11 protein-coding genes are annotated in these 11,970 nt (G+C 72.8%); 8 read left to right on the top strand and 3 right to left on the bottom strand.

Annotated elements, in window-relative coordinates; genetic code table 11:
* The first annotated feature begins 22 nt into the window (after positions 1-22).
* From ACZ6B1_RS32450 to ACZ6B1_RS32415, 8 genes are read left to right on the top strand one after another with little or no spacing between them, the layout of a single operon-like run.
* Positions 23-334, top strand: a complete 312-nt coding sequence (locus tag ACZ6B1_RS32450) for an STAS domain-containing protein (protein WP_351661372.1) — start codon at positions 23-25, stop codon at positions 332-334.
* 14 nt (positions 335-348) lie between these two features.
* Positions 349-849, top strand: coding sequence for an ATP-binding protein (locus tag ACZ6B1_RS32445; RefSeq protein ID WP_468784326.1), 501 nt, complete (start codon positions 349-351; stop codon positions 847-849).
* A 6-nt stretch (positions 850-855) separates the two neighbouring features.
* Positions 856-2,091 carry a PP2C family protein-serine/threonine phosphatase gene (locus ACZ6B1_RS32440; protein WP_468784324.1) on the top strand — a complete coding sequence of 412 codons (1,236 nt, stop codon included), beginning with the start codon at positions 856-858 and terminating at the stop codon, positions 2,089-2,091.
* 22 nt (positions 2,092-2,113) lie between these two features.
* Entirely contained in the window at positions 2,114-2,953 is an 840-nt protein-coding gene (locus ACZ6B1_RS32435) for a MinD/ParA family ATP-binding protein (protein WP_468784322.1), read from the top strand.
* An 11-nt stretch (positions 2,954-2,964) separates the two neighbouring features.
* A complete protein-coding gene (locus ACZ6B1_RS32430) occupies positions 2,965-5,013 on the top strand; it encodes an alpha-1,4-glucan--maltose-1-phosphate maltosyltransferase (RefSeq protein ID WP_468784317.1) in 2,049 nt (682 codons plus the stop codon).
* A complete protein-coding gene (gene glgB / locus ACZ6B1_RS32425; RefSeq protein WP_468784315.1) occupies positions 5,010-7,253 on the top strand; it encodes a 1,4-alpha-glucan branching protein GlgB in 2,244 nt (747 codons plus the stop codon). Before ACZ6B1_RS32430 ends, glgB begins: the two co-directional genes overlap by 4 nt.
* A 2-nt stretch (positions 7,254-7,255) precedes the next feature.
* Positions 7,256-7,690, top strand: a complete 435-nt coding sequence (locus tag ACZ6B1_RS32420; RefSeq protein ID WP_468784313.1) for a CoA-binding protein — start codon at positions 7,256-7,258, stop codon at positions 7,688-7,690.
* Between the two features lie 15 nt (positions 7,691-7,705).
* Positions 7,706-8,623: an NAD(P)/FAD-dependent oxidoreductase gene (locus ACZ6B1_RS32415; RefSeq protein ID WP_468784311.1), complete on the top strand. Its 918-nt coding sequence runs from the start codon at positions 7,706-7,708 to the stop codon at positions 8,621-8,623.
* A 17-nt stretch (positions 8,624-8,640) separates the two neighbouring features.
* Here ACZ6B1_RS32415 and ACZ6B1_RS32410 read toward each other — a convergent pair whose 3' ends face one another.
* The 3 genes from ACZ6B1_RS32410 to ACZ6B1_RS32400 are packed head-to-tail and all read right to left on the bottom strand — an operon-like array spanning position 8,641 to position 11,962.
* The gene (locus tag ACZ6B1_RS32410) at positions 8,641-9,612 is read right to left on the bottom strand and encodes an aldo/keto reductase (protein WP_468784309.1); all 972 of its coding nucleotides are present in this window, start codon (positions 9,610-9,612) and stop codon (positions 8,641-8,643) included.
* Positions 9,612-11,282 carry an MFS transporter gene (locus ACZ6B1_RS32405; RefSeq protein ID WP_468784307.1) on the bottom strand — a complete coding sequence of 557 codons (1,671 nt, stop codon included), beginning with the start codon at positions 11,280-11,282 and terminating at the stop codon, positions 9,612-9,614. Before ACZ6B1_RS32405 ends, ACZ6B1_RS32410 begins: the two co-directional genes overlap by 1 nt.
* The gene (locus ACZ6B1_RS32400; protein WP_468784305.1) at positions 11,279-11,962 is read right to left on the bottom strand and encodes a type 1 glutamine amidotransferase domain-containing protein; all 684 of its coding nucleotides are present in this window, start codon (positions 11,960-11,962) and stop codon (positions 11,279-11,281) included. The genes ACZ6B1_RS32405 and ACZ6B1_RS32400 overlap by 4 nt, the downstream gene beginning before the upstream one ends.
* Between the last annotated feature and the right edge of the window lie 8 nt (positions 11,963-11,970).

Raw genomic sequence — 11,970 nt, 5'->3', positions numbered from 1 at the left:
CCTCACAGAAGGAGAGCTGTCCATGTCGTTCGACGGAATCCTGAGCGTGTCCGAGGGCATCGCGACGATCGAGATCAAGGGAGAGCTGGACGCGTCCACCGCACCCCGCTTCCACGACCTGATCGACCGGGCGGCCGAGCAGGGCGCGGTGCGTCTCGAGATAGACGCCCGGCACCTCGACTTCCTGGCCAGCGCGGGCCTGCGCTCCCTGGTCTTCGCCCGCCAGAAGATGGGCGACGAGGTGCGCATCGCCGTGATCGGGGCGACGGAGCCGGTGAGCCGCACCATCCGGCTGGCCGGCTTCGACCACAGCATCGAGCTGATCGACGCCTGAGAGGGGCCACGGAGATGGCGATCGACTCGGGGGCCGCGTCGGCCAAGCACACCGCCGAGCAGGAGTGGTGCGACATGCCGCTCGCCGCGCGGACCGCGGAGCGGCTGCGGATCCCGGCCGACCTCGAATCCCTGGACCTGGTCGCCGGGTTCGTCCTGGAGCTCGGGCGGACGGGACGGCTGAGCGACAGCGAGACCTACCGGCTGCGGCTGGCGGCCGACGAGCTGGCGACCAACATCGTGATGCACGGCTACCGCGGGGCGAGCGGCGACATCTGCGTGGACGGCGGGGTCGCCCCCGACCGGGTGTGGGTGCGCTTCGTCGACGACGCCCCGGCCTTCGACCCGCGCGGCGGGATGAAGTCGCCCGACCTGGAGATGCCGCTGGCCCGGCGCGCCGTCGGCGGGCTCGGTGTCTTCCTGGCGCTGACGGCGGTGGACCGCTTCGACTACGAGCTGGTGGCGGGGCGGAACGTCAGCACGCTGACGATCCGCCGCGGCCACCACGACGGATGAGACGAGATGTCACACACGAAGGTGCTGCTCCTTGACGAACACCGCCGCGCCCCGGACGAACTCCTGGCGACGCTGCGGGAGCTGCGGTTCGAGGTCCGCCGCCGCACACCCGGCGAGACCCTCGCACAGGCGCCGGGCGAGCTGGGGGAGACCGACGTGCTGCTCGTCTCCGCCCGGCTCGCCCCGGCCACGGTGAAGGCGGTCGTACGGCGACTGGACGACGAGGGGCGGCAGCCCACCGTGGTGGCGTTCGCCGACCACGATCTGCACCTGCTCGGCGGGCACGTCCAGGCGGGCGCCGACTACCTGGTGCCGCCGTTCCACCCCGAACTGGTCCGCGCCCGGCTGCGCGACTGTCACGAGCGCAACGAGTTCAGCCGCACCCTGCAGGACGTCGCCGCGCACGCCGAACTGCTCAGCTACGAACGGGAGCTGGAGATCGGCCGGGAGATACAGCTCGGCTTCCTGCCGGACACCCTGCCCAGCCCCGACGACTGGGAGATCGACGTCCGCTTCCGTCCGGCCCGGACCGTCGCCGGAGACTTCTACGACGTGTTCGAGCTGGTCAACCGGCGCCGGCTGGCGCTGGTGGTGGCGGACGTCTGCGACAAGGGCGTGGGCGCCGCCCTGTTCATGGCGCTGATCCGCAGCCTGCTGCGGCACACCGCCGAGCAGAGCGGACTGCAGAGCCTGATCGCGGCCGACGTGCTGAACGAGTCCACCGTCTGGGAGGAGCAGACCCGGGCGATCCCCGTCGTGGGGGCGACCCCGCTGCTGAACGCGGTGGTGGGCACCAACAACTACCTGACCCGCAACCACATCCGGCAGGGCTACTTCGCCACCCTGTTCTTCGGCGTGCTCGACCCGCTGACCGGCAACCTCGTCTACATCAACGGCGGCCACAACCCGCCGGTGCTGGTCAGCGCCGACGGCGCCGAACCGGTGCTGCTGGAACCCACCGGGCCCGCGGTCGGCGTCATTCCCGACGTCACCTTCTCGCTGGGCTACGCGCAGATCAGCCCCGGTGACACGCTCTTCATCTACACCGACGGGGTGACCGAGGCGCGGTCCGGTTCGGGCCGGTTCTTCGGCAACGACCTGATGCTCAAGCAGCTCACCGGGGCGGCGGTGCGCGGCGAGGAACTCCTCGACCACATGGACGGGGTGCTGAACGAGTTCGTCGGACCCGCCGAGCAGTCGGACGACATCACCATGATGGCCGTGCACCGGCGCGCCTCCTGATGGAAGACCCCGGGTGGAGACCATGTCGCAGATCATCACCGTGCACTCGTACCGGGGCGGTACGGGGAAGTCGAGCACGGCCGCCAACCTGGCGGTGCTCCTGGCCTCCTCCGGCCACCGGGTCGCACTGGTGGACACCGACATCCAGACCCCGGCGCTGGACGTCATGTTCGGGGACGCGCTCGGCACCGTCCGGCGCTCCCTGAGCGACTACCTGATCGGGCGCTGCGAGATCGAGGAGGCCGCCTATCCGGCCGAGGCGGACGCCGGGCACGACGGGTTCTTCGTGGTGACGGCCCGCAGCCGGGCCGGCATCAACGAGATCATGGGCCGCGGCTACGACGTGGGCCTGCTCCGGGAGGGCTTCGACCGGCTGATCGACTCGCTCGCCCTGGACGTGCTGCTCCTCGACACCCACGCCGGGTTCAACAACGAGACGGTGACCTCGATGGCCAGCTCGGACGCCCTGGTGGTGGTCACCCGGGCGGACCGGCTGGACATGGCGGGCGCCGCCGAGACGATGTCGCTCGCGGACCGCCTCGGCTGCGGACGGCTGAGCGTCGCGGTGAACCTGGTGCCGTCCGGGACGCCCCACGAGCCGCTGCGGGCGAAGGTGGAGGACGCCTTCGGCGCCCCGGTCACCGTGTCCCTGCCCTACGCCCCGGAGATGGCGGCTCTGGCCGGGGAACGGCTGTTCAGCACGGCCTATCCGCACCATCCGCTGGTGGCGGGCTACCGCCGCATCATCGCCGACGTGAGCAACGGACCACGGCGCTGCGCCGGCCCGCGCCGCATCCCCCTTCCCTGCCCTGACCCCGGTGCCCGCCACCGCCGGGCCCTGATCCGCCGGACAGGCCCCTAGTGCCAGGAGGCATGACCATGCAAGGCAAGCCCGACGTCCGTCGGCCGGCACCCACCGTCGGCCGGATACCCGTGCGGGACGTCCGCCCCCAGGTGGACGCGGGCCGCCGTCCCGCGCGCGCCGTGCCGGGCGAGCTGTTCGAGGTGTCCGCCACGGTCTTCCGGGAGGGACACGACGCGGTCGCCGCGAACGTGGTCCTGACCGGCCCGGACGGTGTGGCGGGCCCCTGGACGCCGATGCGGCTGGTCGCGCCGGGCACCGACCGGTACGCCGCGCAGGTCGCGGCCGGCCGGGAGGGCGAGTGGACGTACCGGGTGGAGGCGTGGAGCGATCCCGTGGCCACCTGGCGGCACACCGCCCGGATCAAGATCCCGGCCCGGATCGATGTGGAGCTGGTCCTCGCGGAGGGCGCGCGGCTCCTCGAACGGGCCCTGGACGCCCTGCCGGCCGGTGCCGAGGAGCGGGCCCGCGAGGTGCTCACGGCGGCCCTCGGCGGGCTCGTGGACGGCACCCTCGGCCCCGACGAGCGGCTCGCAGCCGCACTCGGCGCCGAGGTGACCGCGGTCCTGGCCGCCCGCCCGCTGCGCGAGCTGGTGACCCGCTCGGAGGAACTGCCGCTGCGCGTCGACCGGGAGCGGGCGCTGTACGGCTCCTGGTACGAGTTCTTCCCGCGCTCCGAGGGCGCCGTCGCGGAGACGGTGAACGCCGAGGGAGTGCTGGAGCCGCCGCGTTCGGGCACCCTGCGCACCGCGGCGGAGCGGCTCGACGCCGTCGCCGCGATGGGCTTCGACGTGGTGTACCTGCCGCCGGTCCACCCGATCGGCACCACCCACCGCAAGGGCCGCGGCAACACCCTGGCCGCCGGCCCGCACGACCCCGGATCACCGTGGGCGATCGGCTCCCCGGCCGGCGGCCACGACGCCGTCCACCCCGACCTCGGCACCCTGGACGACTTCGACCACTTCGTCGCCCGGGCCGGTGAACTGGGCCTGGAGGTGGCGCTGGACTTCGCGCTCCAGTGCTCGCCCGACCACCCCTGGGTCACCGGTCACCCGGAGTGGTTCCGGCACCGGCTCGACGGGTCGATCGCCTACGCCGAGAACCCGCCGAAGAAGTACCAGGACATCTATCCGCTCGACTTCGACACCGAGCCCGAGGGGCTGTACGCGGAGTGCCTGCGCGTGCTGCGCCACTGGATGGCGCACGGGGTGCGGATCTTCCGCGTGGACAACCCGCACACCAAGCCGGTCTGGTTCTGGGAGCGGCTCATCGAGGAGGTGCACGCCACCGACCCCGACGTGCTGTTCCTCGCCGAGGCGTTCACCCGGCCCGCGATGATGCACAGCCTGGCCCGGATCGGCTTCCACCAGTCGTACACGTACTTCACCTGGCGCAACTCCAAGGAGGAGGTGGAGTCCTACCTCTCCGAACTGGCCGGGCTCGGCGGCGAGGAGAGCGCGGCCTACCTGCGCCCGAACCTCTTCGTGAACACCCCCGACATCCTGAACGCCTTCCTGCAGTACGGGGGCCGCGCGGCCTTCGCGGTGCGGGCCGTGCTCGCCGCGACGGCGGCCCCGGCCTGGGGGATGTACGCGGGCTACGAGCTGTATGAGAACGTGCCCGCAGGTCCCGGCAGCGAGGAGTACCTGGACTCGGAGAAGTACCAGTACCGGCCCCGGGACTGGAAGGCCGCCGATGCCTCCGGCGACACCCTCGCCCCCCTGGTCACCACCCTCAACCGGCTGCGCCGGGAGCACCCGGCGCTGCGCCGGCTGCGCAACCTGCGCTTCCACCGCGCCGACAACGACGCCGTCGTCTGCTTCTCCAAGCGGGCCGGCGACGACTGGGTGCTGGTGGTCCTCAACCTCGACCCGCACAGCGTGCGCGAGGCCACCGTCCACCTCGACCTGCCCGCCCTCGGCCTGGACCGCGCCGACACCTTCGAGGCGCACGACGAGCTGACCGGCGAGACGTACCGCTGGGGCCGTGACAACTACGTACGCCTCGACCCGCGGAACCAGGTCGCCCACATCATCACGGACAGGACGCACCTCTCGTGAACCCGCAGGTCTCCCCCCACCCCGTCCGCCCGGCCCCGGCCCGGCCGACGGCCTCCGATCTCAAGCGCCTCACCACCGGAGAGACGGCCGACCCGCACGCGCTGCTCGGCCCGCACCCAGGGCCCGGGGGCCTGACCCTGCGCGTACTCAAGCCGCTCGCCGAGGCGGTGTGGGCCGTCGGCCCGGCCGGGAACGTGCTGGCCGAGCTGCGCCACGAGGGCGGCGGGGTCTTCTCAGGGACGCTGCCCGGCCCCGGCGGGCCGGACGACGTGCCCGACTACCGGCTGCGGGTGCGGTACGCCGACTGCGAGTGCGAGACCGACGACCCCTACCGCTTCCCGCCGGTGCCGGGGGAGCTGGACCTGTACCTGATAGCCGAGGGCCGGCACGAGCGGCTGTGGACGGTGCTGGGCGCCCGGGTGTGCGAGCACCGGTCCGTCAGCGGCACCGCGTTCGCGGTGTGGGCGCCGAACGCCCGCGCCGTCCGGGTGGTCGGGGACTTCAACCACTGGGCCGGCGCCGGGCACCCGATGCGCTCCCTGGGCGCCTCGGGGGTGTGGGAGCTGTTCGTGCCGGGCGTCGGCGACGGCTGCCGGTACAAGTTCGAGATCCTCGGGCCGGACGGCACCTGGCGGCAGAAGGCCGATCCTTTGGCCCGCTCGGCCGAGGCCGCGCCCGGCACCGCCTCCGTCGTCTTCGCCTCCCGCCACCGGTGGACGGACGGCGCATGGATGGCGGAACGCGGCCGGCTGCGCGCCGAGCGGGCGCCGATGAGCGTGTACGAACTGCACCTGGGCTCCTGGCGGCCGGGACGCGGCTACCGCGAGCTGGCCGGCGAACTGCCCGCCTACGTCAAGGCGCTGGGCTTCACCCATGTGGAGTTCCTGCCCGTCGCCGAGCACCCGTTCCGCGGCTCCTGGGGCTACCAGGTCACCTCGTACTACGCGCCCATGGCCGCCCTCGGCACCCCCGACGACTTCCGGTACCTGGTGGACGCCCTGCACCGGGCGGGCATCGGCGTCATCCTCGACTGGGTGCCGGCGCACTTCCCCAAGGACGACTGGGCGCTGGCCCGCTTCGACGGCACCGCCCTGTACGAGCACCCCGATCCGCGGCGCGGCGAGCACCCCGACTGGGGCACCCTCGTCTTCGACTACGGCCGCGAGCAGGTGCGCAACTTCCTGGTCGCCAACGCCCTGTACTGGTGCGCCGAGTTCCACGTCGACGGGCTCCGGGTGGACGCCGTCGCCTCGATGCTCTACCTCGACTACTCCCGCCCCGAGGGCGGCTGGCTGCCCAACGCCTACGGCGGCCGGGAGCATCTGGAGGCGGTGGAGTTCCTGCAGGAGATGAACGCCGCCGTGTACCGGAGCTGCCCCGGCGTGATCACCATCGCCGAGGAGTCCACGGCCTGGGACGGCGTGACCCGGCGCACCGACCACGGCGGGCTCGGCTTCGGGTTCAAGTGGAACATGGGCTGGATGCACGACTCCCTCGGCTACATGGGCCGGGACCCGGTGCACCGGCAGTACCACCATCACGCGCTGACCTTCCCCATGGTCTACGCGTACGCCGAGAACCACCTGCTGCCGATCAGCCACGACGAAGTGGTGCACGGCAAGGGCTCGCTGCTCGGCCGGATGCCCGGCGACCGCTGGCGGAGGTTCGCGGACGCGCGGGCCTACCTCGCCTTCATGTGGGGCTTCCCGGGCAAGCAACTGCTCTTCATGGGCCAGGAGTTCGCCCAGGAGAGCGAGTGGTCGCACGACACCGGGACCGACTGGGCGGCCACGGCCGACGGCGCGCACGCGGGTGTACGGGACCTGGTGCGCGACCTCAACGCCCACTATCTGCGGCTGCCCGCCCTGTGGGACCTGGACGCCGACCCCCGCGGCTTCGCCTGGCTGGACGCGGACGCGGCCGAGGACAACGTGTACGCCTTCGTCCGCTACGACGGCGACGGCGGCCCGCTGGTGTGCGTGCACCACTTCGGGCCGAGCGTGCGCCACGGCTACCGGATCGGGGTGCCGGACGGCGGTGAGTGGACCGAGGTCCTCAACACCGACGCGGCCCGCTACGGCGGCTCGGACGTGCTCAACTCCGGGCCGCTGCTCGCCCGTCCGGTGCCCTGGCAGGGCCAGGAGCGGAGCGTCGAGGTCACCCTGCCGCCCCTCGGCGTCATCTGGTTGCGTCCACGGCACCGGGCCGCGGGCGGCGAACGACACGACGAGGGGACGTGACCATGGGCGATCACCTGTGGGACGAGTACCGGAGGATTCTCGGCGGGGCGCGCACCATCGCGGTGGTGGGCGCCTCGGCGGAGGAGGGCAAGTCCGCGCACGAGATCCCGGCCTACCTCCAGCGCAAGGGCTTCCGGGTGATACCGGTCAACCCGTACCACCGCGAGGTGCTGGGCCGGCCCGCCTTCGCCTCGCTTCTCGAGATCGGGGAGCCGGTCGACGTGGTCGATGTCTTCCGGCCGGCGCCCGAGACCCCCGACGTGGCCCGGGAGGCCGTCGCCATCGGGGCCCGGACGCTGTGGCTGCAGCTCGGCATCGTGTCCGACGAAGCGCGGGACATCGCCGTGGCGGGGGGACTGCGCGTGGTCATGAACCGCTGCCTCGGCGCGGTCCACGCGGAGCTGGAGCTGGCGGGGGAACCCAGCCGCACGACCTGAGAAGGGGACACGACCATGCAGGCTGCCGACGCCGTAGTCGTCGGGGGCGGCCCCGCCGGGCTGTCCGCCGCGCTCTACCTGGCCCGCTACAACCGCGAGGTCCTGGTCTTCGACACGGGCCACGGGCGCTCCACGCACCACCAGACCAACCACAACTACCTGGGGTTCCCGGGCGGCATCCCGACCGTCGACCTGCGCAAGCTCGGCCGGGAGCAGCTCGGCCGGTACCCGGGCGCCAGGATCGCGCACCATCTGATCACCCATGCCGAGGGCGACGCGGAGCGCGGCTTCACGGTCCGCTCCCAGGGCCACTCCTGGCGGGCCCGGACGCTGGTGCTGGCCACCGGCGTCCTCGACCACTTCCCGCACTTCGCGGGCTGGGAGTCGTACGTGGGCCGGTCGATGTTCTGGTGCATCACCTGCGACGGGTACGAGAACCGGGGGCGCAGCATCCTGGTCGTCGGGCACACCGACGCGGCCGCGGGCGAGGCGATGCAGCTGCACAGCCTCACCGACCGGGTGCGGCTGCTGACGAACAGCGCGAGCGACGAGATCAGCCCGAAGTTCCGCCGCCGGCTCGAGGGCGCCGGCATCCCCGTGGTGCACGACCGGATCGGGGAGGTGGAGGGCGCCGGCGGGCTGCTCACCGCGGTGGTCACCCGCGGGGGCCGCCGGCTGGAACTGGACGCGCTGTTCTCCATCCAGGGCGCGACCCCCGAGACCACGCTCGCCCGGCAGCTCGGCGTCCGGCTCGCGCCCACCGGTTACGTCGAGGTGGACTCCGAGCAGAAGACCAGCGTGCCGGGCGTCTACGCGGCCGGCGACCTCACCGCCCTGCACTCCCACCAGGTGACGTCGGCCGTCCACGAGGGGGCGCAGGCGGCGTCGGCCGCCAACTACTTCCTGCATCCGCCGGAGCTGAAGGCGGACTGAGCCGGGAAGGACAGGCCCTAGCGGCGGGCGCCCTGGATACGGGCGGCCGCCTCGGCCAGCCGGGACAGGTCGTCGTCGGTCAGGGTGAGACCGGCGGCGGCCGTGTTCTGCTCCAGGTAGCTCGTCCGCTTGGTGCCCGGGATCGGCACGATGTCCTCGGGGCCCTGGGCGTGCACCCAGGCCAGCGCGACCTGTCCGGGCAGCACGTCGTGGCCGGCGGCGATGTCCCGGATCACGTCGACGACCTTCTGGTTGGCGTCGATGTTGTCCTGCGAGAAGCGCGGCAGGTTGCGGCGCATGTCGTTCGCGGCCATGGTGTCCCGGCTGGTGACCGCGCCGGTCAGGAAGCCCCGGCCGAGCGGGGAGAATGGGACCACGCCGATGCCCAGCCGGCGGGCCGTGGGCAGCACCTCCGCCTCGATCTCGCGGCTCCACAGCGAGTACTCGCTCTGCAGGGCCGTCACCGGGTGGACGGCGTGGGCGCGCTCGAGCTCGTCCGCGGACACCTCGGAGACCCCGATGTAGCGGACCTTGCCCGCCTTCACCAGGTCGGCGAAGGCGCCGATGGAGTCCTCGACGGGGGTCCGGGGGTCGATCCGGTGCAGGTAGTACAGGTCGATGTGGTCCACGCCGAGCCGCTGGAGCGACTCGTCGCAGCACTGCCGGATGTACTCCGGGTCGGCGCGCAGCTCCATGCCGGCACCGGGCCGCACGTCGGCGATGCCGCACTTGGTGGCGAGGGTGACCTCGTCCCGGCGCTCCCGGAGGGCGTAGCCGACCAGCTTCTCGTTGGCACCGATGCCGTACAGGCCGGTCGCCCCGTACACGTTGGCCGTGTCGATCAGGGTGACGCCCAGATCGAGGGCCCGGTGGATGGTCCTGATCGACTCCTCGTCGTTGCCGACTCCGTACGACTGGCTCATGCCCATGCAGCCGAGACCCTGCGCGGAGACCCGCAGACCCTGGGTGCCCAGAGCGACCTGACGCATCAGTGTTTCCCTTCGTGGTGGTGGAACCAGTGGCCGAGCCGGCGGCCCACCGCGTGACCGCCGGTCAGCAGGTACAAGGCGTGTGCGAGGCCCGTGCGGCGGCCGTGCCGCACCCACAGGAAGTGGTGGTGGGGCCGGCTGTCGTGGGGGTTCGGAAGCCGGAATACCAGGACGAACGAGACCAGCGTAAGCGCGGCCATCACCAACAGGGCGGATTGAAAGGCGACTTGGTAACGGCTTGACGCACCGCTCACGCCCGGCCGGGCGCCGAGGACGGAGAAGACCGTACCGATTCCGGCCACGCCGAGGGCCTGGCCGACCTGGAAGGCGGTGGTCAGGGCGCCCGAGGCCGAGCCCTTGTCGTCGACCCGGATGCCGGTCAGGACGACCCCGATCAAGGGGGACATGGTCAGTCCCTGGGCGGTGCCGACCAACAGCAGCGGCAGGGCCAGCTCGCCCGCCGACAGGCCGGTGCCGGCCGCGTGCACGACGGCCCAGGCGGCGATCAGGCCGCCGAGCAGCAGGACGTGACCGATGACCAACACGGACCGGCCGAGCCGCGGGACCAGCCGGGGCACCAGCAGGGACGAGACGAAGAACGCGACGCCGACCGGCGCGAAGGCCAGGCCCGCCTGGAGCGGGTCCAGGCCGAGGCCGACCTGGAAGGTCAGCGAGGTGTAGACGGCCAGGCCGACGATGGTGATGAAGAACAGCACCCCGATGGCCATGCCCATGCCGAAGGCGCGCTGCCGGAACAGCGACGGGCGCAGCAGCGGGGTGCGGCCGGTGCGGTCCAGGTGCCGTTCGTAGCGGACGAAGACGGTGAACGCCGGGACGGCGGCGGCGAACATCAGCCAGGTCCACCAGGCCCAGCCCGTGCCCGGGCCGACCAGCAGCGGCAGCACGAGCAGCAGCAGGGCGCCGCCGAGCAGACCGGTGCCGGCCAGGTCGATGTGCGGGCGGCCGGCCGGCCGGTCCGGCGCCATGACGCGGCGGCCGGTGAGCAGCGCGGCGGTGCCGAGCGGGACCAGCACCAGGAACGCCGGCCGCCAGGCCAGGCCGCCGATGTCGAGCTGGATCAGCGCCCCGCCGACGAGCTGGCCGACGACGATGGCGACGCCGATGGTGGCGCCGAACAGGCCGAGGGCGAAGTTGCGTTCGGCGCCCTCGAAGGTGTCCTGGATGATCGACAGGATCTGCGGGTAGATCAACGCGGCGCCGAAGCCCTGCACCAGGCGGGCGCCGATCAGCACGGCCGCGTTCGGGGCGAGTCCGCTGACCAGCACGGCGGCGGTGAACAGGACCAGGCCGGCGAGCAGTACGCGGCGGCGGCCCAGGACGTCGCCCAGCCGGCCGCCGGTGATCAGGAAGACGGCGTAGACCAGTCCGTACCCGGCGACGACGAACTGCACTGCGCCGAAGCCGACGTGCAGGGTCTGCTGGAGGGAGGGCATGGCGAGGTTGGCGATGGAGACCCCGCCGACCACGAGGAAGGTGCAGGTGAGCCCCACGGCGAGGACCAACCAGCGGGCGCGGCCCGTCGCGTACGGGTCCGGCGCCGGTGTCCGCCGCGGCGCGGGCGCCGTCACGGCGGCGGTGCGGCCGCCCGCCGAGGGGGCGGCCGCACCACCCGCGGCGGCGCGGCCGCCCGCGGCCGGCTGCGTCGTCACGTGGCCGCCAGGGCGAGCACCGTCGCCATGGCGGTGTCCGTGGCGGAGGCCGGGTTCTGGCCGGTCACCAGGCGGCCGTCGGTCACCGCGTGGGCGGTGAACTCGGGCGCCGCCTCGTGCTTGGCGCCCAGTTCCTCCAGGGCGGTCTGCAGGGCGAACGGGACGACGCCGGTGAGGCCGACCGCGGTCTCCTCGGCGTTGCTGAACGCGGTCAGCCGCTTGCCGTCGACCAGCGGGCGGCCGTCGGAGAGCCGGACCCCGACCAGGGCCGCCGGCCCGTGACAGAGCGCCGCGACCACGCCGCCCGCCTCGTAGACGTCACGGGCCAGCGCGGACAGCGCCGGGTTGTCGGGGAAGTCCCACATGGTGCCGTGGCCGCCGGCGAAGAAGACGGCGTCGTACGCGGAGGGGTCCACGTCCTCGGGCCGGAGGGTGCCGGAGAGTTTCCCGGCCATCTCCGGGTCCGCGAGGAACGCCTTCTGCACGGGGTCGGTCAGGTCGGTCCCGGAGGCCGGGGGACGGCCGCCGCGCACGGACGCGAGGTCCACCCGGTGGCCGGCCTCGGTGAACACCCGCCAGGGGTGGGCGACCTCGGGCATGTAGTAGCCGGTCTCGCGGCCGGTGTCGCCCAGCTCCGCGTGGCTGGTGAGGACGATGAGGACCCTCTTCGTACGGGACATGGTGACTC

This window comes from Streptomyces sp. NPDC041129 (genome assembly GCF_055592265.1).
The sequence above is the reverse complement of the archived record's forward strand: the minus strand, read 5'-3'. Positions and strand labels throughout refer to the sequence as shown.

Excerpts from the sequence above, each read along its gene's own strand:
- ACZ6B1_RS32420 (WP_468784313.1), top strand. The coding sequence starts at position 7,256 with ATGGGCGATCACCTGTGGGACGAGTACCGGAGGATTCTCGGCGGGGCG.
- ACZ6B1_RS32440 (WP_468784324.1), top strand. The coding sequence starts at position 856 with ATGTCACACACGAAGGTGCTGCTCCTTGACGAACACCGCCGCGCCCCG.
- ACZ6B1_RS32410 (WP_468784309.1), bottom strand. The coding sequence starts at position 9,612 with ATGCGTCAGGTCGCTCTGGGCACCCAGGGTCTGCGGGTCTCCGCGCAG.
- ACZ6B1_RS32445 (WP_468784326.1), top strand. The coding sequence starts at position 349 with ATGGCGATCGACTCGGGGGCCGCGTCGGCCAAGCACACCGCCGAGCAG.
- ACZ6B1_RS32415 (WP_468784311.1), top strand. The coding sequence starts at position 7,706 with ATGCAGGCTGCCGACGCCGTAGTCGTCGGGGGCGGCCCCGCCGGGCTG.
- ACZ6B1_RS32450 (WP_351661372.1), top strand. The coding sequence starts at position 23 with ATGTCGTTCGACGGAATCCTGAGCGTGTCCGAGGGCATCGCGACGATC.
- ACZ6B1_RS32435 (WP_468784322.1), top strand. The coding sequence starts at position 2,114 with ATGTCGCAGATCATCACCGTGCACTCGTACCGGGGCGGTACGGGGAAG.
- ACZ6B1_RS32400 (WP_468784305.1), bottom strand. The coding sequence starts at position 11,962 with ATGTCCCGTACGAAGAGGGTCCTCATCGTCCTCACCAGCCACGCGGAG.
- ACZ6B1_RS32430 (WP_468784317.1), top strand. The coding sequence starts at position 2,965 with ATGACCATGCAAGGCAAGCCCGACGTCCGTCGGCCGGCACCCACCGTC.